At 60.0% G+C, this 24,921-nt stretch carries 22 protein-coding genes; 11 read left to right on the top strand and 11 right to left on the bottom strand.

What is annotated here, in order from left to right; all coding sequences use genetic code 11:
• Positions 1 to 80: 80 nt before the first annotated feature.
• The 8 genes from Q1A85_RS13500 to Q1A85_RS13465 all read right to left on the bottom strand — a co-directional run bounded on the left by Q1A85_RS13500 (position 81) and on the right by Q1A85_RS13465 (position 6,694).
• A complete protein-coding gene (locus tag Q1A85_RS13500; protein WP_299690017.1) occupies positions 81 to 974 on the bottom strand; it encodes a metal ABC transporter substrate-binding protein in 894 nt (297 codons plus the stop codon).
• A gap of 2 nt (positions 975 to 976) precedes the next feature.
• Complete coding sequence (locus Q1A85_RS13495) at positions 977 to 1,312, bottom strand: hypothetical protein (RefSeq protein WP_299690014.1); 336 nt, start codon at positions 1,310 to 1,312, stop codon at positions 977 to 979.
• Positions 1,309 to 2,079 (bottom strand): DUF4198 domain-containing protein, encoded by a 771-nt coding sequence (locus Q1A85_RS13490; RefSeq protein ID WP_299690011.1) that lies wholly within the window; start codon positions 2,077 to 2,079, stop codon positions 1,309 to 1,311. The genes Q1A85_RS13495 and Q1A85_RS13490 overlap by 4 nt, the downstream gene beginning before the upstream one ends.
• Positions 2,080 to 2,094: 15 nt before the next feature.
• Positions 2,095 to 3,264 carry an ABC transporter permease gene (locus tag Q1A85_RS13485; protein ID WP_299690008.1) on the bottom strand — a complete coding sequence of 390 codons (1,170 nt, stop codon included), beginning with the start codon at positions 3,262 to 3,264 and terminating at the stop codon, positions 2,095 to 2,097.
• Complete coding sequence (locus Q1A85_RS13480) at positions 3,261 to 3,929, bottom strand: ABC transporter ATP-binding protein (protein ID WP_299690005.1); 669 nt, start codon at positions 3,927 to 3,929, stop codon at positions 3,261 to 3,263. Before Q1A85_RS13480 ends, Q1A85_RS13485 begins: the two co-directional genes overlap by 4 nt.
• Complete coding sequence (locus tag Q1A85_RS13475) at positions 3,926 to 4,507, bottom strand: hypothetical protein (RefSeq protein ID WP_299690003.1); 582 nt, start codon at positions 4,505 to 4,507, stop codon at positions 3,926 to 3,928. The genes Q1A85_RS13480 and Q1A85_RS13475 overlap by 4 nt, the downstream gene beginning before the upstream one ends.
• A 218-nt stretch (positions 4,508 to 4,725) precedes the next feature.
• Entirely contained in the window at positions 4,726 to 5,808 is a 1,083-nt protein-coding gene (locus tag Q1A85_RS13470) for an MFS transporter (protein ID WP_299690001.1), read from the bottom strand.
• Between the two features lie 97 nt (positions 5,809 to 5,905).
• Positions 5,906 to 6,694, bottom strand: coding sequence for a hypothetical protein (locus Q1A85_RS13465; protein WP_299689998.1), 789 nt, complete (start codon positions 6,692 to 6,694; stop codon positions 5,906 to 5,908).
• A gap of 473 nt (positions 6,695 to 7,167) precedes the next feature.
• Between Q1A85_RS13465 and Q1A85_RS13460 the strand changes: the two genes are divergently transcribed.
• Positions 7,168 to 7,434, top strand: a complete 267-nt coding sequence (locus Q1A85_RS13460; RefSeq protein ID WP_299689995.1) for a hypothetical protein — start codon at positions 7,168 to 7,170, stop codon at positions 7,432 to 7,434.
• Between the two features lie 53 nt (positions 7,435 to 7,487).
• Here the strand turns inward: Q1A85_RS13460 and Q1A85_RS13455 are convergent, their stop codons facing one another.
• Positions 7,488 to 9,356 (bottom strand): EAL domain-containing protein, encoded by a 1,869-nt coding sequence (locus tag Q1A85_RS13455; RefSeq protein WP_299689992.1) that lies wholly within the window; start codon positions 9,354 to 9,356, stop codon positions 7,488 to 7,490.
• A gap of 288 nt (positions 9,357 to 9,644) precedes the next feature.
• Here Q1A85_RS13455 and Q1A85_RS13450 point away from each other — a divergent pair, with 288 nt between their 5' ends.
• From Q1A85_RS13450 to Q1A85_RS13425, 6 genes are read left to right on the top strand one after another with little or no spacing between them, the layout of a single operon-like run.
• Positions 9,645 to 10,520 (top strand): branched-chain amino acid ABC transporter permease, encoded by an 876-nt coding sequence (locus Q1A85_RS13450; protein WP_299689989.1) that lies wholly within the window; start codon positions 9,645 to 9,647, stop codon positions 10,518 to 10,520.
• A gap of 2 nt (positions 10,521 to 10,522) precedes the next feature.
• Complete coding sequence (locus Q1A85_RS13445) at positions 10,523 to 11,629, top strand: branched-chain amino acid ABC transporter permease (protein ID WP_299689987.1); 1,107 nt, start codon at positions 10,523 to 10,525, stop codon at positions 11,627 to 11,629.
• Positions 11,626 to 12,417: an ABC transporter ATP-binding protein gene (locus tag Q1A85_RS13440; protein WP_299689984.1), complete on the top strand. Its 792-nt coding sequence runs from the start codon at positions 11,626 to 11,628 to the stop codon at positions 12,415 to 12,417. Before Q1A85_RS13445 ends, Q1A85_RS13440 begins: the two co-directional genes overlap by 4 nt.
• Positions 12,414 to 13,208 (top strand): ABC transporter ATP-binding protein, encoded by a 795-nt coding sequence (locus Q1A85_RS13435; protein WP_299689981.1) that lies wholly within the window; start codon positions 12,414 to 12,416, stop codon positions 13,206 to 13,208. Before Q1A85_RS13440 ends, Q1A85_RS13435 begins: the two co-directional genes overlap by 4 nt.
• A 5-nt stretch (positions 13,209 to 13,213) precedes the next feature.
• On the top strand, positions 13,214 to 15,094 hold the full coding sequence (locus tag Q1A85_RS13430) for an AMP-binding protein (protein ID WP_299689978.1): 1,881 nt from the start codon (positions 13,214 to 13,216) through the stop codon (positions 15,092 to 15,094).
• A gap of 31 nt (positions 15,095 to 15,125) precedes the next feature.
• Complete coding sequence (locus tag Q1A85_RS13425; protein WP_299689975.1) at positions 15,126 to 16,289, top strand: ABC transporter substrate-binding protein; 1,164 nt, start codon at positions 15,126 to 15,128, stop codon at positions 16,287 to 16,289.
• Between the two features lie 38 nt (positions 16,290 to 16,327).
• On the opposite strand, the gene Q1A85_RS13420 is transcribed toward Q1A85_RS13425, so the two are convergent.
• Complete coding sequence (locus tag Q1A85_RS13420; protein WP_299689972.1) at positions 16,328 to 17,242, bottom strand: LysR family transcriptional regulator; 915 nt, start codon at positions 17,240 to 17,242, stop codon at positions 16,328 to 16,330.
• Between the two features lie 124 nt (positions 17,243 to 17,366).
• Between Q1A85_RS13420 and Q1A85_RS13415 the strand changes: the two genes are divergently transcribed.
• Genes Q1A85_RS13415 through Q1A85_RS13400 form a run of 4 tightly spaced genes read left to right on the top strand, consistent with a single transcriptional unit; the run spans position 17,367 to position 21,496 of the window.
• Complete coding sequence (locus Q1A85_RS13415) at positions 17,367 to 18,329, top strand: tripartite tricarboxylate transporter substrate binding protein (protein ID WP_299689969.1); 963 nt, start codon at positions 17,367 to 17,369, stop codon at positions 18,327 to 18,329.
• Between the two features lie 5 nt (positions 18,330 to 18,334).
• Positions 18,335 to 18,802, top strand: coding sequence for a tripartite tricarboxylate transporter TctB family protein (locus tag Q1A85_RS13410; RefSeq protein ID WP_299689966.1), 468 nt, complete (start codon positions 18,335 to 18,337; stop codon positions 18,800 to 18,802).
• A 4-nt stretch (positions 18,803 to 18,806) separates the two neighbouring features.
• Positions 18,807 to 20,306 carry a tripartite tricarboxylate transporter permease gene (locus Q1A85_RS13405; RefSeq protein WP_299689963.1) on the top strand — a complete coding sequence of 500 codons (1,500 nt, stop codon included), beginning with the start codon at positions 18,807 to 18,809 and terminating at the stop codon, positions 20,304 to 20,306.
• The gene (locus Q1A85_RS13400; protein ID WP_299689960.1) at positions 20,303 to 21,496 is read left to right on the top strand and encodes a CoA transferase; all 1,194 of its coding nucleotides are present in this window, start codon (positions 20,303 to 20,305) and stop codon (positions 21,494 to 21,496) included. The genes Q1A85_RS13405 and Q1A85_RS13400 overlap by 4 nt, the downstream gene beginning before the upstream one ends.
• Positions 21,497 to 21,774: 278 nt before the next feature.
• On the opposite strand, the gene Q1A85_RS13395 is transcribed toward Q1A85_RS13400, so the two are convergent.
• On the bottom strand, positions 21,775 to 24,921 hold the full coding sequence (locus tag Q1A85_RS13395; RefSeq protein ID WP_299689958.1) for a multidrug efflux RND transporter permease subunit: 3,147 nt from the start codon (positions 24,919 to 24,921) through the stop codon (positions 21,775 to 21,777).

The raw sequence follows: 24,921 nt of genomic DNA, 5'->3' as shown, positions 1-24,921 counted from the left end.
AGAACAGCGACATGGCTTTGGCATCGCGTCTAGCGTGCCCAGTCGCACAGCTGACACCGGTTCAGGCGCGCGCGGCCTACCTACTTGGGCGCCACGTCAGCAAGGGCGGACACCGCCCCTGCATAGGTTTCAAGGAACGTCCCGCCATCAACGGAATGCGCAAGCGTTGGAAACACCACGTTGCGCAGGCCAAGGGCTGCGGTCGCCTCGAACGCGGCGGCGGGCGGTTCCGCCTCCCACAACAGGATGGTTGCTTCGGTATCGCGGCTGAGCGCTTCAAGCTGCGCAAGCTCTGCCTTATTTGGCATCGCGCCAGCCTCCCACTCCATCGACACAACTGTCAGGCCGTAACGGCGTGCAAAATAGTGGTAGCGCGGATGCGTGGCGATCAACGTAACGCCGGTCAGATGGTCCAGCGCCGATTGCGCAGCCGCATCGAGGGCCTCAAGGTCCGCCTGCAACGTGGCAAGCTGCGCCGCGACGTCTTCAACCGGGGCAAGGCTGCGCGCGACGATGGCGGCAGCGAGAGCCTCGGTCTGTGCAAGGGCCAGGGTCGGATCGAGCCAGAGATAGGACGCCAGTCCTTCGTGCGAATGTGAGCCCCCGTCGCCGTGACTATGTGTGATGCTTTCGGTCACAATGAACCGATCTTTGATTGCGGCGGACGTGTTCAGCAGTTTTGACCGCGGCAGCGACACACGATCCACCCAAGTGGCGAAACCTGCACCGTTCAGCACGATCAAGTCCGCGGCCTGAACGGCGCTGATATCTGCAATTGACGGGCGCCAAAAGGACGGGTCGACGTCACGCGGCACCGGAAAGGTCACTTGTGCCCCATCACCCAGCAAGCGTTGGGCAAAATACTGGAGCGGATAGTTCACCGTCGTGACCTGCGCACGATCCTGAGCACCGGCCAACGTGGCGCCCAAGACAATCATTCCCGCGACACAGAGCGGTTTCAAAAGACGTATCACGATCAGCTCTGGCAATTCTTGGCAATGTCTTCAGGCGTCACGATCCAGTAGTTGTCGTGGCTGCCTGTATCGACTTCGATCACCAGCCCGCCGGTATGGTCAACACTGTCCAGCGGGACAGACACGGTGCCGTCCGTCTGGATCGGCAAGGTGGACTGCAAGCGGTTGTCCCCGTCCAGCACCCGGACATCAGCCTGTTGCACGGCGTTGCCGTTGGAGAATTTGGCCTCCACGAGCACCGCCTCGCAATTGACCGAAGCAAAAACGATCATCTGATGCGCTGCCGCCTCAAACGGCAGGGCGGCCAAAAGGCCGCTAAATGCGGCCGCTCGGATCACTGGCCTGTCCATTCTTCGAAATGGACCCAGATGACAGCCCCAAGTTCGACCGCCTTGTCCTCACCGTCCTGTGGCAGCGTATAATCTGCTGTGTTGAGTGCCGCAAAACCCCACCAGCCATTGGACGGCGGCGCATAAGTAAAGACGCCGTTGGCATCCGCCTTGACCGTCTGCGTGATCATCAGATCATCAGGGACCGTCGCACCCGCGCCGTCGTTCAGAAATTCGACCTCGACTTCGGCATAGGGTACGGGCGTGCCTTCCATTTTGACGATACCTTGGAACACATTGTGCTCCCACAGGCCAAAGGGCTTGGTCAATGGAACGATCTCGGTCTTGAGGCCCAGTTCGGTATCCCACCCCTCGTCGTCGCCATAGGCCGTCACGTAAGTCTTTGTGTAGTGGATGATAAAGGCGTCTTCGGCGGGTTCCCAATAGGGCTGGGGCTCCATCGCAAAGATATATGTTCCAGGCCGGTCGAGCGCATATTCAAGGGTAAACCCCTGCTCATCCATCACGGTGGCGTCTTGCAGCGCGCCCATCAGGTTCGTTGTGCTGCCCTGATGGGTCACCGAAAAGGCGACCGGGGTGTCGAGCGTCATGCCGTCCATCTCGAACGGATGGGAGAAGGACATCGTCAGGTTTACGCTCCGCCCGTCTTCCTGACTGATCATCGGATCATTGGGGATGATCATCCCGTAATGCGCCAAGGCAGGGGACGTGGCGACCAGAGCGGCGAGCGATGCGGTGACAAGGTGACGTTTCATGGAACCTCCTGTTGATTAAGACCCTAGGGCAAGCAACCAACCTACCCAGGCCTCGGCATTGCGCGACACGATGATCGCGCCAGCGGCAGCAATACACGTTGAAATCAATAGTAATGTGAATGTTTCTGCGGACAACAGGCGCAAGACCATGCCGCGCCGCGCACCCAGCTTGACCGCAGTGGCGATTTCCCGTGCCCGCAACCGGTAGCTGAGAAATACCGCCAACCCAATGGCGGCCAGTGCGGCAATGGCGATGATCGCCGTGACGACATCCAGCAGCGATTTGATCCGAAAGATGCGGTCGACGAGCCCCTGAATAACACCTGCCGGTTCGACGATCTGCGTCGGTCCTTCGGTGTCCAGATATCGCCCCTTGAGGATGGTGGCGGATCGCGTGTCATTGGGCACCACAATCACGGCGGAGGTTGGAAAGCCGTCCTGACTGCCGTGGAAGTGAAAGCTCCCGATGTTGACCTCGGTGATGCGCTGATACTGCACGACCGCTGCATTGGCGACGGTATCGCTGCCCGACGCAATTTGGGCTGCGGTCACCACATCTTCGTGCCCGTGGCCGATGCCCTGAATGACCCAAGCGGTTTTGATGTCGACAAAGATCGCTTGGTCGTCCGGTGCGTTGGTCGGGGCCAGGACACCGACAATGGGCATTTCCAGCGGGTAGACGCCGTCGAGGTCAAAAAGGTTCTCTGGCGCGGAAACAAGCGTGTCGCCGATACCTTTGCCCAATGTCGCTGCAACTCCCGACCCGATGACAGCATCGCCCAGGACCGACAGACCGCGTCCATCCGCGATCTCAAGGTTCCGAAACGCGAAATAGTCCAGCGTCGTGCCAACGATCCGAAATCCGGCGGACGAAAAGGCAGTATGGACTGGGATCGGGACAGCCAAGCCACTGTCCCAGATTGCCTCCACCTCGCGCATCGGGATGGGGTCGGGGCGTTCGTCCGAGAAATAAAGCGCGGCCATGGTCAAATCCAGTTGTGACCCCCGGCTGCCCAGAAGAAGGGGCGTCGCCTCACCCCGCGCCACCAAGGCGCGTTCGCTGGAGGACAGCAGGATTTGCGTCGCGATGGGAACAAACAGGATCAACGCCGCAACCAGTGTCAGGATCACGCTGCGCCCCCAATGATAACGCAGATAGGCAAATGCGAGGTAGAGCGCGTTCATGCCTCAGCCCCCTCACGGAATTGCGCAAAGTCGAGCACGCGCTCAAAGCGTGGTAACAATTCGTGGTCGTGGGTGACGGCCAACACTGCGGCCCCGGCCTCTGCCGCCTGTTCGAACAGTAAATCCAGAATGCGGGATTTGCTGTCCGGATCAAGGTTGCCCGTCGCCTCATCCGACAGGATCAGTTTGGGTTGCGTCACCAACGCCCGGCAGATCGCTACGCGCTGCTGTTCCCCCTGACTGAGCGCCGTCGGGTGCCGGTCCAGCTTGTCGCCAATGCCGCATGACACCGCCAATGCCTCGGCTCGGGCGCGCGCCTTTGCGTCCAGAGTGAGGGCAGGCGTTATCCGGTAAGGGTACAGGATATTCTGGCGCGCCGACAGGTAGTCGAGCAGCGCAAAATCCTGAAATACGAAACCGATTGTGCTGGCGCGAAAACGTCGCCGATCCACGTCTGAAAGCTGCGCAACATCTGTGCCCGCCACGTCAATCCGGCCTGCTTGCGGGGTCAAAATGCCCGCGATCAGGTTCAACAGCGTGGTCTTGCCGCTGCCACTGGGGCCGACGATGGCGACCCGTTCTCTGTCCTGCAGTTCAAATTGGGGCACGTGCAGCCGAAAGCTGGCGTCGCTATAGCGAAACGAGAGATCCTGAACGGCGATCATCCGTTTGTCTGCGGCGCCAGAAAGGTTTCGCCTGCCGCATCGCGGTTGACCTCCAGCAGGTCAAAACCAATGATCCGCCACGCCCCGTCCACCGGCGCCACGGACAGATCAGCACTATAGGTGTTGCCACGCACGTGCAGGTGTTCGGCATGACCAACGGTGCCGATGACTTGCCAAGAGGCCATGATTGACAGGGTTGCGCCGTCGCGCGCGATCTGAGAATCCAAGAGCTTGATTTCGTGAATGGTCTGATCTGCCTCTTCCAGACCGCCGCCTGCCATGGCCCCCACGCGTTCAAGGTAGAGGAATTCAAGGGCTTCGCCATCGGTGACACGGGCAAGCGTGTCGTAAATCGCGTTCTCTTGTGTCTGGCCAAATGCATCGTAGACGACAAGCAAAAGCGCGGGCGTCAGGCGCCAGAAATCTTCAAGCGCTTCTGACGTGGTCATCGGCTCCAGCCCCGGCGCCGCAAAGGCATCTGTTTCAGACACTCTGTTCTGGGGCGGCCACAGCAGAAAAAGAACCGCACCCAAGGCGGCAATGACGGAAAGACCAGCAAAAGCGCGTGTTCGGTTCATCGACAGGGAATGTCCCGTGCATGGGAGGTTCGGGGGCACCTTGTTGCACGATGGCGCGGACTTCAAGTGCGCTCCGTTCAGGGGCGCGTTGATCAGGTGCCTGCGACAGACGGGCATCCCAGAGGCGCCTTTTGACGTCTTACACTTTCGTCATTGCAGTGTGGCGAACGCGGTTTTGCCAGGCTGGTACGTCAGGCCCGTTTGGCCACGTGTCGACGTCACGCACGCTCGACGGCGGGCCGGCATATCGCGAATGCAAAAAGTGCCGCGACGACGCACGCCACACTAATGGCAATGCCAGCGAATGAGACACCTGTTTCTGCGAGCAGCGCAACCGTCACGATCCCGCCCAAACGCGCAAGCGTTATGTCGAGGCTGGCCGACATCGCGCTGAGGCCCGGAGGCGCATGGCGGAGGATCATCTGCGTCGATGGTGCATTGCTGCACGCCAGTCCCGACCCGACCAGCATTGCGGCCCCGACCAGCACGGCAATACTGATGTTGTAGGACAACAGCACGCCTGCGCCGATCAAAACCGGGGCCACGGCCATGATCGACAGCACGTGATGCTGATCTACCTTGTTGCGCAGCAACGCGCTGAGACCGGAGAATGTCAGCCAAAAGGTCGACAGGACAAAGCCAATATATGTTGTCTGCACGCCTGCTTCGGTCAGCCACAGTGGAAGCCGAAACAGGAAATATGTGATCGCACCGTAAGTGATGAACACATACGCCAATGTCAGCCACAGATGCCCGGCGCTAAAAATTCTATGATACTCTGGCCTGTCCCGTGTTCCCGCGCTTGGGTCATCTGCGGGCGGCAGCCAGACAAGAAACAGCAAGGACAACGCGGCAATTGATGCGATGAAAACAAAGGCGAGGCTCCAGTTGCCCGCGACGAGGATGCCGCTGTAGGCCAGTGGCGCAACAGCGGCGACGTAGCCTGCAAGGCTGCCCCATAGAATGAGCATCCGCCCCGGTTTGTCTGGCGCAGCCTGCGTGAGCAGAACCGGAACGAGCGGCGAAAACACCCCGGCGCCAAAGCCCTGTACCATTCGGGCCGCGATCAGAGTGTCGCCATTGGCAGATATGGCCAGAAGGACGGACCCGGCAAAAAACGCGGCCACTCCAAAAGCAAAGACCTTTGCCGTTTTGAACGTATCGCCAAAAAGGCCCCCCACCAGAACCCCAACCGCCACGGCAACGCTATAAGAGTTAAAGATCCAAGCCACTTCGCCCAGCGACAGGTCGAACGCACTGCGCATCGCGGGCAGCAACAGCGGCACCAAGGTAAGCTCCATCACGAATGCAATATGCGCTGCGACGGGGCCCGCGATAGCCGTGCCGCCTGTACGCGCGGACGGCCTTGCGAGTGTTTCGGCTTGCGTATGGTGTGGCTCAGGCATTCTTTGCTGAAGTCAGGCTGACCAAGGATGTGGCGGGTTGCGCGTCCGGCAGTTCTGGTTTTGCAGGTTTTGGTCGCGGCACGGTTTCTGACGCTTGCGCAAGCGATGTGGCAAGGTCCTTGCTGCTCATCCAGATCAGGTAGTCTTCGTCCGTAACCTGCTGGTCAGGACCGATCCAGCGCCCCGGCTCGCAATGGGTGTAGCCATAGCGAAGATGGGCACCCTTGGCTGCCAGAGGTTTGGGCACAAATGCGAACACGAATGACGGGTTCCAGACCGCAACCGTCATTTCGAGCAATAGGCGCGACAGGAGCGCAGTTGCCCCAAGACTGCGCGGTCCGCCAAGCCCCTTGGCGCGCAACCAGAAATCCCCTTGGTAGCCCACAGAACCGGTGATGGTGTTCAGCGCGTCGGGGCCTGCAAAAAAGGTCTGATCCGGGTCGGGGGTCGAGTCCGGGGTAATGTATTTGTGCCGGTGCAAGTTTAGGTGCGCGGCGAGCGAAATGCCCGACAGGTCGAGAAGGCGCATCGCTTGGGTGTGGATCAACTCACCGCTTGGATCGAATCCGCATATCCAGAAACCGTTGTTGTAGTCGACATAGGAACTGGCGACATCAAACATCGGATAGATAGGACCACGGTCGGTCTGGGCGTTGCGCAGCGCGCGGTATTCCAGAAAATCGTCACCGATCCTGACCTGAATATCCATCTCTTCGAGATCGCGAAGCATGTCCGCAAAGCGTGTGACAGTTTCAAAAAGACGGCTTGGTTTGGGGGCCATTCCGGCACCTTTCAGAACTGCTTCGACCACATGCGCCCCTTGGGCTAAATCATTGAATGGTTAACGAAGTGTTACCGGGGCCGCGTTGAGCGTTGGGCTTGGTAATGAATTGCCGACCCGCCAGTTCGAAGTTCTGTTTTGTGTATTTCTGCCCGACGCGTCGGGTGCGGCTGGGCTTGCGGTGATTTTCGGCGGCAGGAGGCGCGGGCGTGATCAGCGCAATCTGGCCAAATCTTGGAGAATGCTTTGGATTTGAACGATCTGCCGCTGTGTCGGGTGGTTGGTGTAAGTGGTTGTTACGGATATATATAACTCCCGGAGTTAGACATGCGGAAACACATCGTATTGCGCAAATTCCCACAGCCAAAAACCTTCGGATTCGCGAATTGCGGCGGGCTCTGGGCAAGTCGGCGCGAAGCGCCTTCATTTGGTCAAACCCGACGGGGATACTGCCGCGAACAATGAGGTGTGCCATGGGAATTGATCGGGTTTTTGACGCATTGTCACACGTGTCATCGCCACCGCCGGGTGCCGTGAACGTGGGTTTTGGTGCCGCCGTGGAAGGGCCGGGCGGCAGGTGGGTGCCCTGTGCTTCGGTGGTTGGAAATGGCGTCTATCTGCCATGTGTCTACGAGGTCGGGCCGGGACGGCGGCAGGTCTGCGGATCGGAATGGCCCAGCCATTCGCAGGACGATGCGATGTCGCGCGCGGTGGAACTGGCGGTCACAGCGGCGGCCTAGGCCAAAATGCCTGAACAGTGCGCCGCTGCGTCAACGCGGCACCCAAAGTTGCGCTAAACGGCGCGCCGCGCGGTGACAGACACGCGTCCCGACCGTATTGACGCGGCTTCGGGCCAAAACAGACCGCCGGTTTCGATCAACCTGTCGTGCAGATCATCAACACTCATCGGTTTGCCGAAATAGTACCCCTGAAGGTAATCGCAGCCCATGTCGCGGACGATCACGGCGTGATCTTGGCTTTCCACGCCCTCCGCAACGATATGCATCCCAAGGCTTTTGCCGATCCCGACGATAGAAGCGACCAGAGGCCGCGTGCTTGCATCTTCGACAATGGGTTGAATGAACTGGCGATCGATCTTCAGAATGGATGGCCGAATCTCCAGCAAACCGCGCACCGACGCATGTCCGGTGCCGAAATCATCAAGTGCAATCGTCACCCCAAGTTCGTCCAATTCGTCTATCGTCCACCGGACGATGTCCCCCATGCGGTCGAGGTAAACGGATTCGAGGATTTCGATGGTCAACCTTTCAGACGCGATTCCGGAGCTGCGAATGTCGTGAATAAAGGTGGGATCCGCCAGCCGCGCCGCCGACACATTTACCGCAACCCGCGGCAGATCCACGCCCGCCCTGTCGAAACAGGACAAGGCGTCTTTCAGGCACGTAAACATGATCTCGTCGATCCGTTTGAGGATTCCCATATTCGCCGCCGTGTCCAGAAATGCGCCGGGGGCGAGGATGCCCTTGGCGGGATGCGCCCAGCGTACCAAGGTCTCGGCAGAGGTGATCATACCGGTCTGCGCATCAACCAGCGGCTGGAAATAGGGGACAAACTCCTGCCTTTCACAGGCAAGCAGCAAATCCGATGCCATCTGTTTGGTTGCTATGGATTGCGCGTGCATTTCATCGGTGAAGAAAGACCAGCGCCCTTTGCCATGCGCCTTGGCGTGGTACAGCGCCTCGTCGGCATCCGCGACGACACGCTCGGGGTCCTGCATGGTCGATTTGGCAAGCGCGACGCCGACGCTGGTGCCGCAGGCCGTCGATTTCCCGTCACACATGAACGGGGTTTGCATCCGCGACACGATCTCATCCGCCAGCCCGCTGATGTCCAGCGCGCTCTTGCCCAGACGCCGCAATATGGCGAATTCGTCGCCGCCGAGACGCGCAACCAAATCCGTCTCGTCGGTGAGTTCACGCAACATATCAGCGACGGACACCAGCAGCCGGTCGCCCGCATCATGCCCCAGAGTGTCGTTGACGAACTTGAACCGGTCGAGATCAATGTAGAGAACCGCAAATTCCGTCTTGTGCGCTTTCAGTTCATTGATCCACGTTTTGACTTCGACCTCAAAATGACGGCGGTTTGACAGTCCGGTCAGGGCATCCTCGTTTGCATCCTTTGCCACTGATTTGGCCAGCGCATGAAGGCGCGCGTTTTCCTTTTCGAGGCGCTGCACCTTTTCCAATGCTCTGGCGTAGGTATCTGCATTCGTGGGGTCCGGCTGCAATTGATGTGCCGCAGCGGCGCCGGACCGCCGCTCACCCAGATCAATGATGGAGCACAGCCACCAATGGTCGCCGGTCGTCGGATCGGTCAGGTGGTTCCACGTCATCCTTTGCCAATAGGTGTCCCCGTTTTTCCGATTGTTCGTGGCCTCCGTCGAAAAATTCTCCCACGCCATCAGTTTTTCGATGATGTAGAGGTGAACGCCCTGTTCGAGGTCCGCGCCGATCAGGATCGTGCCGCGTTGTCCCACCGCTTCGCGGGCGCTGTATCCGGTGATCTCGACAAAGGCTTTGTTGCACCACTGCAATTCCATAACCGCACCGTCATCCGGGCTGGCCGATGCAAGCGCGAGTCCTTCCGTACTCTTATCATTGATTTGATTGAATATTTCGGGCGGAATCATGATTTTCATCTGGGTTTCGGTACAGATTGCATAGGCGTTTGCCCGATAGAATCCGTTAAGGGTGCAAATCACGATTTCCGTCAATTTTATGAGAATTGAACATGTTACCCGATCCTTTCGACGGCAGCGGACGGGTCCATATAGCTGCCCCGCGGACCAAAGGACTGACGTCTTATCAGTTTTTCGCATCCAAACGGCGACAAACCCCCTAGACTGCATCCTACGGTAGCAAACCCGTTGCGAAATTCGTAGCACTGCGGATACCGTGGTCACACTGCTCTTTGGGAGGGGAGCGCCATGGATTTTTTGCAGCTGATCATCAGTGGGCTTGCGAATGGTTGCGTCTATGGCCTGATCGCTCTTGGGTTCGTGCTTATCTACAAAGCAACGGAGGCGGTGAATTTCGCACAGGGCGATTTTATGATGCTTGGGGCGTTTGTCTGCATCGGCTTTACCAACCACGAATATATGGGGCTGAATTTTTGGCTGGCGGTGCCCTTGTCGATCCTTGTGATGGGGGCCTTTGGCTATCTCTTCAACTGGGGCATCCTGCGGCACATGTTCGGCCAGTCGCAGACGTCAATTGTGATCCTGACCATCGCGATGGGATTTATCATCCGGTTCTTTGCCGGTGCGACATGGAGCCATGAGCCCACGTCGCTGGAAACCCCTTATGCCGGGCAGGAACTGCGTCCGGGTGGTCTGGTGCTGGGCGTGGACGAGGTTTTGATTGTCGTTGTGACGGCCATTCTGACCCTCGTGTTCTACCTCTTTTTCTCCCGTACGCGTATCGGTTTGGCGATGCAGGCGGCATCGCAGAACCAGCTTGCAGCCTACTACATGGGCATCCCGGTCAAACGCATTCACAGCCTTGTCTGGGGCCTGTCGGGCATGGTGGCGGCGGTGGCTGGCGTTCTGTTTGCCTCCAAAGGGGCGATTGATCCGTCTACCGGCCTATTGGGCATCAAGGCATTCGCAGCCGCAGCCATCGGCGGGTTTGGGTCATTGCCCGGCGCGTTGCTTGGGGGATTGATCATCGGGTTGGTGGAACCGCTGGCTGCGCGCTACGGCCCGCCGGGGGTCAGCCAGATCGCGCCTTATGCCATCTTGCTGCTGATCCTGATCTTTCGCCCCGGCGGTATCTTTTCCCAGACACAAAGAAAGAAGGTCTGACGATGCGCTATGTGTTCAAGACCTCGTACGATGCGGACATCCGGCTGTTCAAGCATCGGGCACAGGCGGTCTGGTATGGGTTGCTGTTGCTGCTGGTGCTGGCAACACCGCTCTACTTTGTGGCGATTGGCGATGCTTACCTGTTGGGGGAAATCACGGGCGTTCTGATCCTTGCCATCGCGGGTATGGGGCTGATGCTGCTGACCGGGCACACCGGTCTGCCCAGCCTTGGGCACGCCACGTTCATGGCCATGGGGTGCTATGTGAATATCAACCTGCTGGGCGCAGGCGTGCCGTGGGTCGTCGCCTTTCCACTGTCGGGGCTGATTGCGGGGGCGTTCGGGACCCTGATCGCGCTGCCGGTGCTGCGACTGCACGGTGTGTATCTGGCGCTGGCGACGTTGGCCATGTCGATCCTGACCAGCGATTTTGTCGTCATGGCGGAGCCGTGGACTGGGGGCATTGCCGGTGCTGCGGTGCCGGACATCAACCTATTTGGTATTGAGATCAACCGCTACGCGACGCCGTACAAGTTTTATTATTTGGTCCTGTTTGTCGCGATCCTGCTGGTCTGGTTCTACCGCAATCTCCTGCGCACGCCCACCGGGCGCAGTTTTACCGCCATCCGGGACAGCGAAATCTCTGCCCGCGCCATGGGTATCAACCTGACGCGGACAAAGGCCACGTCGTTTTTCCTGTCGGCCACCGCAGCCGGGCTGGCGGGTGCTCTTTTTGGTCACTCGGCAGGCTACGTGACCAACGAAACCTTTGATCTGGTTATGTCGATCACCCTGCTGCTCATGATCGTGATCGGGGGGCTGGGCTTCATCCACGGCGCGTTTTTCGGCGCCATCGTTGTTGGCATCATCCCCGTTGCCATTGCCAACGGACGGTCCTTTCTGGCCACAACCTTTGACGTGAATATCAATGTGCCCGGCCTCGAAAGCGCGCTGTTCGCGTTTATCCTTGTCTGTTTTATCCTGTTCGAGCCGATGGGGCTTTATGGCCGCTGGCTGAAAATCCGAACGTATTTCGAATTGTTCCCCTTCTACCGCAAGGACATGTTCAAGCGGCAAAAGTCCTATCTCAAGACGGACCGGATCCAATGAGCCTGCTGGACATCCAGAACATCACGTTGAAATTCGGCGGTCTGGTGGCGGTCGACAACGTGTCGCTGGCCGTTGAGAAAGGCGAGGTCTTTGCGCTGGTGGGTCCCAATGGCGCGGGCAAATCCACCATCTTCAACCTGATTTCGCGCTTTTACGACCCGGTGGCGGGGACAATCCGTTTTGACGGGCACGACCTGTTGCAAAACGCGGCTGATCAGGTGCCCGGTTTTGGCATTGCGCGTACCTTTCAGAATATCGAACTGTTCGAACAGGCCACCGTATTGCAAAACCTGCTGGTCGGGCGGCACCGGCACCGGCAGACGGGTCTTTTGTCCAACATTGTCTTTTCACCCAAAGCCTACCGCGAAGAGGTCCGGCACCGCGAAGCGGTGGAGGAGGTGATTGATTTCCTGAACCTCCAGCCCTACCGCGACAAGATGATCGGCGGGCTGCCCTATGGCGTGCGCAAGGTGGTCGAACTTGGCCGCGCGCTGGCGTCCGAGCCCAAGCTGCTGCTGCTGGATGAACCGGCCTCCGGCCTGTCGGTCGAGGAAACGCAGGACATGGCGTTTTGGATCGAGGACATCCAGACCCAAATGGGCATCTCGGTGATGATGGTCGAACACGATATGGGCTTGGTGTCGGCGGTGTCAGACCGGGTCATGGCCCTGTCTGACGGCAAGGAATTGGCCATGGGCATTGCGACCGAAGTGCAATCGCACCCAGCCGTGATCGAGGCATATCTCGGCACGGGCGAAGTGTCCAAAACCGGGACATCGCGCGCATGAGCAATGACAGCGAAACCCGCGACGTCGTTCTGCAGATCGACAATCTGGAAAGCTACTATGGCCCGATCATGGCCATTCGCGGCGTCAGCCTGACCGTGCGTGAAGGCCAGATCGTCACCGTGCTGGGGGCCAATGGCGCGGGCAAAACCACCCTTCTCAAAACGGTGTCAGGGGTTATGGATCCAGAAAAGGGCACCGTGCGGATGCAAGGCACCGAGATCCAGCGGCTGGACCCGGACGCCATCGTCCGGCGCGGCATCGTGCACGTGCCCGAAGGGCGCGAGATTTTCCCGCTGATGAGTGTGGCCGAGAACATCGCCATGGGGGCGTACACCCGCACCGACCGGAGCGGCATCGCCGCAGACGAAGAGATGGTCTATTCCTATTTCCCAATTCTCAAGGACCGGCGCGCGCAGCGCGCGGGCACTCTTTCGGGCGGGCAGCAACAGATGCTGGCCATCGGGCGCGGGCTGATGTCACAGCCCAAGCTGATGCTGCTGGATGAACCCAGCCTCGGGCTGTCGCCGCTGCTAACGCACGAGATTTTCGAGATCATCGTGCGGCTCAACACCGAGCAGAAGGTGACGATGATGCTGGTGGAACAGAACGCCAAGGTCGCGTTGGATGCGGCGGATTATGGCTATGTGATGGAACTGGGACGCATCGTGATGGATGACAGGGCCGAGGTTCTCGCCGCGTCCAAGGACATTCAGGAATTCTATCTGGGCGTCAGTCAGGACGAAAACCAACGCGGACAGCGGCGCTGGAAGCAGCGCAAAACGTGGCGGTAGGCAGCATGGCACCCACACTTCCCCCCCAGAAAAAGATCAACGGCCTGACGATCAATGCCGATCTGTCGCAAGCCCCGTACCTGATCGACGGTGCCGATACGACACCCAAACTGTTCCGTATGCGGAGCCGGGCGCTTGGTCCACGCACGGCGCACCGCGAAAAGACCTTTGGCATCTGGCGGTCTTACTCGTGGGACGACTATTTCACTCATGCCAAGCATCTGGGCCTTGGCCTTGTGTCGCTGGGGCTGAAGCGGGGCGAGGTCGTGTCGATCCTGTCGGAGGACTGCAAGGAGTGGATGTATGCCGACATGGGGGTGCAGGGTGTCGGCGGCATTTGTTCGGGCGTATACACGACCGACACGGCCCCACAGTTGGAATACCTCGTCAACGATTCCGACAGCCGCTTTCTGATTGTCGAAAATGACGAGCAACTGGACAAATTCCTACAGGTGCGGGACAGGATGCCCGGCCTGACCAAAGTCATCGTGATCGAGCGGGACGGGCTGCACGGGTTCTCTGATCCGCAGATCATCTTTCTGGATGCGCTCTACGAGATCGGCGCGGCCTATGACGCGGCGCATCCGGATGCCTTTGATGCCAGCATCGACGCCACTGCACCCGACGACACCGCCATTCTGGTCTACACCTCCGGCACAACCGGCAAGCCCAAAGGCGCGATGATCAGCCACGGCAACCTGATGTTTTCCGTGGCGGCTGGCGTGCGTGACGCGCCCGTGTTCGACACGGATGATCAGCTGTGTTTTCTGCCGCTATGCCATATTCTTGAGCGGGTTTTTTCGGTGAATGCCTCGATTGCTGCCGCGTCGACCATCAATTTCGCCGAAAGCCCCGAGACGATCTTTGACAATCTGCAAGAGGTCAGCCCGCAGACTTTTGTCGCCGTGCCGCGGGTGTGGGAAAAGATTTATTCGCAAGTGGCTATTCGCATCGGCGATGCGACGGGCCTGCAAAAATGGGCCTATGCCAAGGCACTGAAAGCGGGCCAAGCGCGCGCGGAATGCCTTGCCGACGGTCGGGACCTGCCATTGGGCACGCGGCTGGCCTATGGGTTCTGGGACATGGCTCTGCTGCAAAACCTGCGGCGCATGATTGGGATGGATCGCCTACGCCGGGGTGGATCGGGTGCGGCCCCTATCTCTCCCGACCTGCTGCAATGGTATCAGGCCATTGGCGTACCGGTGCTCGAAGGGTACGGCATGACCGAAAGCTCGGGCGTGATGTCCATCAACAGCCTGACCAGCAACAAGGTCGGCACCGTCGGGGCGGTCTTGCCGGGCGCGCAGCTGCGCATCAGCCCGGACGGCGAAGTGCAATACAAGGCGGGCAACGTGTTCCAGGGTTACTGGAACAACCCCGAAAAGACGGCTGAGACGATTTCGGACGACGGCTGGTTGCGCACGGGCGACGTGGGGATGCTGGACAATCAGGGGTTCCTGAAAATAACGGGCCGCCTCAAGGATATCATTATCACCGCAGGCGGCAAAAACGTCACCCCTGCCGAGATCGAGAACAAGCTGAAGTTCTCGCCTTACATCTCTGACGTTGTGGTCATCGGGGACAAGCGCAAGTTCCTGACCTGCCTCGTGATGATCGACCAAGAGAATGTCGAAAAGTTCGCACAGGACCGTCGCGTGCCGTTCTCCAACTACGCGTCGCTGTGTGCCGCACGGGAGGTGCAGGACCTGATCCGCGAGACCATAGACGCCGTGAACAAGGATTTTGCCCGCGTCGAACAGATCAAGGATTTCCGTCTGATTGACGTGCTGCTCACCGCAGATGACGATGAACTGACACCGACGATGAAGCTCAAGCGCAGCTTTGTTGAGACCAAGCATAACGCGCTGATTCAGCAGATGTACTGAGATCAGGAAACAACAAAGAGGGAGAAGAGACATGAAGAAATTTACCAAACTGGCAGCCGCCGCTCTGGCGGCTACGATGGCGGCAGCGCCGGGGTTTGCCGAACAAGGGATCACCGACACCGAGGTGCTGATCGGCTCCAACAACGATCTGTCCGGCCCTTTTGCCGCCTTCGGTGCGCCAGCAACCAAGGCCGCGCAGCTTGTCTTTGACGAGGTGAACGCGGCGGGTGGCATACATGGGCGCAAGATCCGCTTTGTGGTCGAAGATCACGCCTACCAGATGCCCAAGGCCATTCAGGGCATGAACAAGCTGATCAACGGCGACAAGGTGTTCGCGATGCTGTTGTCGCTGGGCACGCCCATGAACATTGCGGCGTTCAAGTTGCAGGACGCCAAGAATGTGTCCAACGTCTCGCCCCTGTCCGCGGCCCGCCAGATGGCCGAACCGTTCCACCCGCTGCACTATGCGGGCACCGCGACCTACTACGATCAAATCCGTGTTGGCGTGACCTATCTGGCCGAACTCAAGGGGGCGGACACGGTGTGCGCGATGTACCTGCCCACCGACTTTGGCAAGGACATTAAGGAAGGCGCGGAATCCATCGCTGCCGAAACGGACGGGCTCACCTTTGTTTCGGAGACCACGCACAAGCCTGACGACGCCGATTTCGTCGGTGCGCTGCAAAAGCTCAGTGCCGATGGCTGCGACATCGTCACGCTGGCGCTGGGTGTCCGGCAGGCGATCACAGTGTCTGGCACCGCCAAGAAGCTGGGCCTGACGGACATGTCGTTCCTCAACTCTTCCGCAGGGTTTCACACGGTCATGGCCAAGGTGCCCGGCGGTGTGACCGAAGGCATGTATGCCGCATCAGGCTGGGCGGACCTGCTGTCACGCATGGACAAGCCGGAAGTGCAGAAGTTCTTCAAACGCTATACCGAAGCCACCGGTGAACAACTGCCCGGTTCTGGTGCCTTGCTGGGACATTCGGCGGCTATGACCATGGTCAAAGCGCTGGAGGCCGCAGGCCCAAACCTTGATGCCAAGACGTTTCAGGCTGGGATGGAAAGCCTGAATTACGAAGACGTGGTGTCCGGTAACACCGTCACCTATTCCGCAACCGACCACCAAGGTGCGGACGAGGTCGTGATTTCGGTCATCAAGGATGGCAACTGGATGGAACTGGCGCGCAAGTAGGTCACGCCGCGCAGCAAAACGCCATGTGGGCCTGTGCGCTATGCGCGCGCGGGCCCATTTTCTTGACCGCAGCGCTGTGTGAAAACCGTCTGCAACGCCTCTTCGAACCTGCGGACAAGCGTGGTGCGGCGATCCGGGTTCGGGATGAAATAGCCAAGGTCGACCTCCATCCGTGGTGCCCAATCAATCAGCCGCACATCGGTTTCCAGTTCGGGGTCCAGCGCAATGGGATCGGCAAAAGTAAAGCCCAGACCCCGTTGCACCAACCGGTAGGCGGCGGACCCGTTCGACACCTCATGCGCAACCTCCAGCCGCGTGCCGGCGGCGGCCATCTCCTGATCGACGATCCGCCGGATAACAGTTGTGTCGTCCAGCGCAATATAGGGGACGTTCGCCAGATCACCGGGACACAGCAGGGCGCGGTCGGCCAGCGGATGATCCTTTGACAGCGCGACCTTGAGCGGCGCCGTGCCCAGCCGGGTGGGTGTTGGTTGGTCCACGGGCAAAGGGAGCGCGGTGACGCCAATGTCGTAGCGATCATTCATCATGCGCCGCCCAAGGTCGCGGCGGGGATGGATCTCCAGCTTGACCGGCTGATCTGCAAAGGCGTCCTGCATCAACGCAATTGCCGGTATAACCAGCCCGTTGACGATCCGGGTCTGCGCGATGATACGAAACGGCTCTGGCCGTTCGCTCTGAATGCGCTGCACAAAGTCGGGCAGTGATTCAATCTGCGACAGGATGCGGAGCGCTTCGGGATAGAAACGTTCCGCCTCGGGCGTTGCGATCAGGCGGCGGTTCTCGCGTCGAAAGAGACGAATGGCGAACTCATCCTCCAGCAGGTGTAACAGGCGGCTGGCGGCGGATTGGCTCAGGTTCATGGTTTGTGCGGCACGGGCCAGCGTGCCTTCCTCCATCACGAGGGCAAACACCTTGAGGCTGCGTAAGTTCATCGTTCGAATTTCTCGAAGTTTAGTTCTGATAATTGCGTTTTTTCTACGTCAAAAGGTGCGCTACGGTCCAGCCAAGATCACAATGGGGCTGACCAACGGCTCCTGCGACCTTTGGGAGGACATCATGCAAAGACGCGATTTCATCAGGACAGGTCTGTCCGCATCCGCACTGCTTGCCGCTGGACCAGCGCTTGCCGAATGGAACCCACGTCGGCCCATCAATGCCATTCTGCCCTATTCCGCGGGCGGCGGCACCGATGCGCTGGCCCGTGCTGCGGCGGCGTCGGCCGATGGTATCCTGCCGGTGCCGCTGGTCATCGTGAACAAGCCCGGTTCGTCCGGTATTACCGGCGCAACCGAAGCGGCTGCGGCACGCCCCGATGGCAACACGGTCATGGTGACGTCGGCAGGGTCCTTTTTGTTGACGTCGATGTTGCGGGACACGGATGTGAACCCGTTCGACAGTTTCGATATCATTGCCCAGATCGGCAATCTGACGCCTGCGGTCATTGTGCCTGCGAGCAGCCCGTTCCAGACGGTTCAGGATCTTGTGGATGCCGCCCGCGCCAACCCCGGCAGCCTGCGTTGGGCCCATAACGGGCGCGGCGGGTTCCATCAGGTGGCGGGGCAAAGCTTTCTCAATCGCAATGGGCTCGAGGCGCAGGATGTGCCCTTCAAGGGCGGTGGCCCGACCCGCGCTGCCGTGATCGGCGCGCAGGTTGATTTCGCCTTTGTCGGTATCCAGCAAGCCGCCGGGTTCGAGAACGAATTGCGCGTGCTGGCGCTTGTCGCACCAGAGCGGGATCCGATCCGCGATGATGTGCCAACGCTGGCAGAACTTGGGTTTGACTACGTCGCCGTATCGTCGCCTATTGTGTTCTTTGCGCCAAAAGGCACCGACCCGGAAATCATCGCAGGCATGGAGACAGCGTTGAAGCAGATCACCGAAACCCAGCAATTCGCGGACCTGATGCGCGAGCGCGGCAATGTGCCCGCCTTTCTCAGCGGCGCAGATACCGAGGCGCGGTTGCGGCAGATGCAGGCCGATACCCAGCCCGTGATCGACGCGCTGAAGTCGCAAGGCTAGACCGAATGACCCAAGGGTCTTCTCCCGCCCCTCGGGTGGTTGGTGTGGCGCTGATCCTGATCGGGATCGGCGCCACCGTGACTGCGCTGTCCATCTCCTTGGATCAGTATGGCCGCTGGGGCGCGCGGTATTTTCCCTTGGCAGGCGCGCTGGCCCTGATTGCGCTGGGCGCGGCCGAACTGCGCGTAGCGGATGGTGCGCGACTGGACCGGCGACACTGGCCTGCCATTACAGGCCTTTTGGCGCTGTCCATAACTTACGTCTGGTCGATTTCTGCGTTTGGCTACCTGCTGAGCACCGCAGTTGCGGCGCCCGCAGCGCTGTGGATTTTCGGCGTGCGCAATGCCATCGGACTTGGCCTTGCCGCTGTCCTGTGCCCCGCGATCTATCACCTCGTGTTTTTTGAACTGCTGGGCGTCTTTCCACCGCTCGGACGCTGGTTCGACCTGCTTGACATCATGGGCGGGCCTTGACCGCATGGACATTTTTCCTGCCCTCGCAAGCGTGCTGAGCGACCCCAGTCTCATGGCATGGGTGCTGGCAGCCGCCATTGTCGGCATGATCGTCGGGGCGATCCCGGGTCTGACCGCCTCTGCTGCCATTGCGATGCTCCTGCCGCTCACCTTCTATATGGAACCGCTGCCCGCGCTTGCCTTTCTCTATGTCATTGGCAAGTCGGGCCGGTACGGTGGGTCCATTGCTGCGATCCTGTTCAACACACCGGGAACGGCGGCCTCTGCCGCAACGCAAATTGATGGCTACCCGCTTGCCCGGCAGGGCAAGGCCAGCAAGGCGATGAAAGTGGCCACCATCTCGTCCGTTATTGGTGATTTCACAGGTGAAATTCTGTTGATCGTCGGTGTTGCGTGGATTGCAACGATTGCCTTGAAACTTGGCCCGCCAGAACTGTTTGCGGTCTATTTTGCAGCCTTCATTGTCATCGGTTCGGTCATCGGAAAATCGGTCACGCGCGGGCTTGCTTCTGCTGCGTTGGGCGTGCTGGTTGCTATGGTCGGGCTGGACCCGATCAGTTCCACGGAACGGTTTACCTTCGGCAGTTTCGACCTGACCAACGGAATCGGACTGGTGCCTCTGATGATCGGGATTTTTGTGCTGGGCGAAGTCTTTGCCCAGATCGAAGCACGCGGCAAAGCGCCCGAGATCATTGCAGAAGGCGATGATGAAGTCCGCAACGGCCTGACATGGGCCGAATACCGGCCCTGCCTGCCACATGTATTCAGGTCGTCGCTGATCGGGTCCTTCATCGGCATGTTGCCCGGCCTTGGGTCCGCCATCGCGGCATTTGTCGCGTATGGAGAGGGCAAGCGCCGTGCGCGCAACCCTCAGGACTGGGGCAACGGCGCGCTTGAAGGGGTGGCTGCACCCGAAGCCGCGAACAACGCGGTGAGCGGGCCGTCAATGGCGCCGCTTCTGACGCTTGGTATTCCGGGGTCCACGATTGGCGCGATCCTGATCGGTGTGTTCCTGATCCATGGCATCCAGATCGGCCCAACGCTGTTTCTCACCAGTCGCGACTTGATCTATGCGTTGTTCGCCTGCGGCCTGATCGGCATCGTGTTCTATGGCCTGATCGGCTATTTTGGAGCGGCGTTTGTCGGGCGCTTTATCACGCGTATTCCCACCCGTGTGCTGTATCCGGTGATCTTCCTGACCTCTTTCGTTGCGGCATACACGTCGCGCGGCAACCTGTTTGACGTCTATGTGATGGTGGCGGCCGGTTTTGCCGGTTGGGCCATGCGCAAGCTTGATTTCAATCCGGCAGCCTTCGTCATTTCCTTTGTGCTGGCGGGCGGTGCAGAAGAGACGTTTCGCCAAGCGCTGCTGCTGTCGGACAATGGGCTGCTGATTTTCGTCACGCGTCCTGTCGCGCTGTTGTTCCTGTTGATCGGCATCAGCGCACTGCTGTTTCGTATGCGCGGGCTGGCCCGGGCGCGCGCTGTTGAGAGCGCGCCATGACCTTGCCGCTGGATGGTATCCGTGTGGTTGACTGGACGCACGTGCTGGCTGGTCCGGCCTGCGCCTACTATCTCGGCCTGCTGGGCGCGGAGGTGATCAAGGTCGAACGCCCCGGACGGGGCGATGCGATGCGCCACCGGGGTGGCACTGACAAAGCGCGCGCGGCGGCGGGTATGAGCACGGCCTACCTGACCCAAAGCGCGGGCAAACGGTCGCTTGCACTGGATCTGGGCAGGGACGCGGGGCGCGATGTTTTTGCCCGCCTTTTGGCCTCTGCCGATGTTCTGGTCGAAAACCACCGTCCCGAAACGCTGACCCGGCTCAAGCTGACCGAATCCGACACGCGCGCCGTCAATCCCTGGCTGATCCACTGTGCGATGACCGGCTATGGGCGGGACAACGATATGGCCGGAGCGCCCGCCTATGACGTGAACATACAGGCGATCAGCGGTCTGATGGCGCTGACCGGCACGCAGGATACCGGACCACTGCGCACCGGCGCGCCCATCGTGGACTACGCAACGGGCCTGTCTGGGGCTCTGGCCGTCATGGCGGCACTGATGCAGCGCGACAAAACGGGCGTCGGTGCGTTTGTCGATGTGTCGATGCTTGAAACTGCCTTTGCCTTGATGAGCTCAACGATCACCGATTTGCAGCTGACAGGGCATGAGCCAAAGTCACGGGGCAACGCGGCCAACAGCCGGTCACCCTCATCCGGTGTGTTTGATTGTGCCGAGGGGCAAATCAGCCTCGGGGTGAATGAAGAGGCGCAGTTCCACGCCTTGGCCCATGCTTTGGGACGTTCGGATTGGCTGAGTGACCCGCAGTTTGCGACACCGGCGGCACGCGATGCAAATGGTCAGGCCTTGGGGCTGGCGCTGTGCGATGTCCTACGCACGCGCCCGGCAGACATCTGGGAAGGTTTGTTGATGGAGGCCGGTGTGCCGTGCGCAATGGTAAGGAGCTTGCCGGATGCGCTCCGGCTTCCGCCTGCGCGCCAACGTGATTTCGTTGGCCGAGGGGCGGCGGGGTTTTGCGGCCTGCCGTTCCGTGTGCAGGACACGCCTGAACCGGGTGACACGCCGCCGCAGACGCTGGGCGAGGGCACGCAGGATACGCTGCGGGATCTTGGCTATACCGATGCTGAAATTGATGCGCTTCGCGCGCAGGAGGTGGTGGCCCGTTGCTGACGGGCAAGCAGCGCCCGGCGCGTCCTATGTCATGTCTGCCCAGCCTCGCCAATGAACACCTGTAACGGCGCGCAACTTGGATTATCGCGTCCCAATTGTCGTATGCATTGGCAAAAACAGATTGCTTCTGCCGCCGTGTAGGCCGTCGTGACGCGCACAAGCCGATCGGTGGCAATCTCGTCGAACGTTGCCGCGAAATCTTGTCAGCCAGCTGCCACCCAAACGCGACCGGGGTGCCCATCGCATCGACCGTGGATCAACGCCATGTGGCAGATCACCTATGTCGCGGCCTCCACCCGACCCGGAAAGAGGCGGCGCAACAGCACGTAGAACACCGGTGTGAAAAACAGGCCGAGGAACGTGACGCCGGACATGCCGAACAACACGGCGGTGCCCAAGGCCTGCCGCATCTCTGACCCTGCGCCGGTGGCGATGGTCAAGGGCAAAACGCCGAGGATAAAGGCAAACGCTGTCATCAAGATCGGTCTGAGGCGCAACTGGCTGGCCTCGACAGCGGCCTCGACGGGCGAAAGGCCGCGTTCCTCCTGTGCCTGTTTGGCGAACTCCACGATCAGAATGGCATTCTTGGCCGCCAGTCCGACCAACACGATCAATCCGACCTGAGTGAGGATGTTGTTGTCCATACCGCGGAACATGACCCCGCCCAAAGCCCCCAACACAGCCAGCGGAACAATAAGGATGATCGCGATGGGCAGGACCCAACTTTCGTACAACGCGGCGAGAAACAGAAAGGCAAAGAGAATGGAGAAGGCAAAGATGTAAATCGCCGTATCGCCCTGATTGCGCTCCTGCAATGCCAGTTCTGTCCATTCGTAATCCAGTCCGGGCGGCATGACCGTTTCTGCCAGTGCCTCCATCGCAATCAGCGCTTCGCCTGTCGACACACCGGGGGCAGGCGACCCCTGCACCGGGACGGACACTTGCTGATTGTAGCGCTGAACCAATGCGGGCCCTGCGGTTTCCTGAACGGTGACCAAAGTGCCCAGCGGCACCAGCGCCCCGGTCGCGGACCGCACCCGCAGGCTGCGGATATCGCTTTCGGTCAGGCGGAATTGTTCGTCGGCTTGGGCGCGCACCTGAAACAGGCGGCCAAAGGCGTTGAAATCGTTGACATAGGCTGAGCCAAGATTGATCGACAATGCCTCGAAAATGGCGCCGATGGGCACGTTGAGCATTTGTGCCCGCACCCGGTCAATCTCAAGAAAGAGTTGCGGCGCACCGGAGGAGAATGTCGTGAACACGCCCTGCACCTTGTCCGACTGTCCCGCGCTGCCCATGATGGCATAGGCAGAATTCAGAACGCGGGCCATGTCGGCGCTTTCCGTCTCTTGCAGTTGCAGTTTAAAACCACCGCCGGTGCCGACACCGCGAACAGCAGGCGGCGCGATGGCAATGATGAACGCCTCGCGCAGGCTTTGCATCCGGCCAAACAATTGGCCAACGATGGCGCCTGATGTCAGTCCGCTGGCCTCGCGGTCTTCGAAGGTTTCAAAGGTGGTGAAAATCACGCCTTGATTGCTGGCATTTGTGAATGTGGCACCCGAGAACCCGGCAAAGGCGACTGCGTTCGTCACCCCGGGCGTGCCAAGGGCGATGTCCGTTGCCTGCCGCATGATGGCATCGGTTCGGTCAAGCGCGGCACCGTCTGGCAATTGGACCACGACAATGGCATAGCCCTGATCAGCCTCTGGAATAAAGCCCGTGGGCACTTGGGTATTGAGCCAGTAGGTCACGCCCAGCAGCCCGGCAAAAGCCGTCACCGCAAGCCCCAACATCCCCCACGTGCTGACCAGCCCGCGCACCACGCGGCCATAGCCGCGTGCCAACGCGTCGAACCCTTTGTTAAAGCCATTGGCCAGCGGCGTCGTGACAAAGCGCAATGGATTGCGCGATGGCGCATCGCTTTGCGGCTTGAGCAGGGCCGCAGCCATTGCCGGGGACAGGCTCAGCGAATTGATGGTCGAAATCACAGTCGCGACCGAGATCGTCACGGCAAACTGCCGGTAGAATTGCCCGGTGATGCCGGGCACGAGGGCCGCAGGCACAAACACGGCAATCAGCACCAGCGATGTTCCGATGACGGCGTTCTGTACTTCGTCCATGGTGCGCGCGGTTGCGTCGCGTGGGGTCATGCCGTTGGCAATGTTCCGCTCCACATTCTCGACCACGACGATGGCGTCGTCCACGACAATGCCGATAGCGAGGATCAGACCGAAAAGCGTCAGCAGATTGAGGGAGTATCCGAGGGCGTACATCGCTGCAAAGGTCCCGATCAGCGACACGGGAATGGCCAGCAAGGGGATGACGGCCGTGCGCAGGCTTTGCAGGAATACGATGATGACGACAACCACCAGCAGCACCGCTTCGAACAGGGTTTGGTAGACCGCGTTCACGGATGCTTCGATGAATTCGGTGGGGTTATAGACAACTTGGTATTCGAGACCGGGGGGAAAGTCCTCGGACAAGGTCTCCATCACGCTGATGATCTCGTCCGCAGAGGCAAGCGCATTCGATCCGGGGCGTTGGAAGATGCCAAGGGCAACCGCGGGTTTGTTGTTGAGGTAAGAGTTCGTGATGTAGGACCGCGCGCCGATCTCGACCCGTGCCACATCGCGCACGCGCACAACGCGTCCGTCCGGGGTGGATTTGACAATGACGCGGCCAAATTCACGCGGGTCCTCAAGCCGTCCCTGCGTGGTCAGGGTGACCTGAAACGCATTCGCGGAATTGTTGGGTGGCGCGCCCAGTGATCCGCCCGACACCTGCACATTCTGTTCCCGCAGCGCCGACACCACATCGCCTGCCGTCAACCCCAGCGACCCCAGCCGGTCGGGGTCAAGCCAGACGCGGGCCGAAAACTCACGCTCTCCAAAGATCAGCAGATCGCCCACGCCGTCCAGCCGCACCAGTTGGTCCCGAACCCGCGAGCGGGCATAGTTCGACACGTAAAGTTGGTCGAATGTTTCGTCCGGCGACAGCATGTGAACGACCATCATCAGATCGGGTGAAGACTTGGTGGTGGTCACGCCGAGGGCCCGCACCTCTTGCGGCAGGCGCGGTTCGGCAACGGCCACACGGTTCTGCACAAGCACCTGAGCCGAATCCAGATCGGTGCCCAACTCGAATGTGATGGTCAGCGACATCGACCCGTCTGCGGTCGAATAGGATGACATGTACAGCATTCCCTCGACCCCATTGATTTCCTGTTCAATGGGGGTGGCCACGGTTGCGGCAATGGTGGCCGCGTCCGCACCGGGATAGGCCGCGCGTACGACGATGGAAGGGGGCGCGATTTCGGGATATTGTTCCACCGGAAGCTCGAAATAGGCGAGCAGGCCGACAATGGTCATAATCACCGAAACGACGATGGCAAAGACGGGGCGCGTGACGAAAAAGCGGCCCAT

Origin of the sequence: uncultured Tateyamaria sp. (assembly GCF_947503385.1) — a bacterium.
GTDB lineage: Bacteria > Pseudomonadota > Alphaproteobacteria > Rhodobacterales > Rhodobacteraceae > Tateyamaria.
Note: the sequence above shows the minus strand (reverse complement) of the source record. Positions and strands in the feature narration are given on the sequence as shown.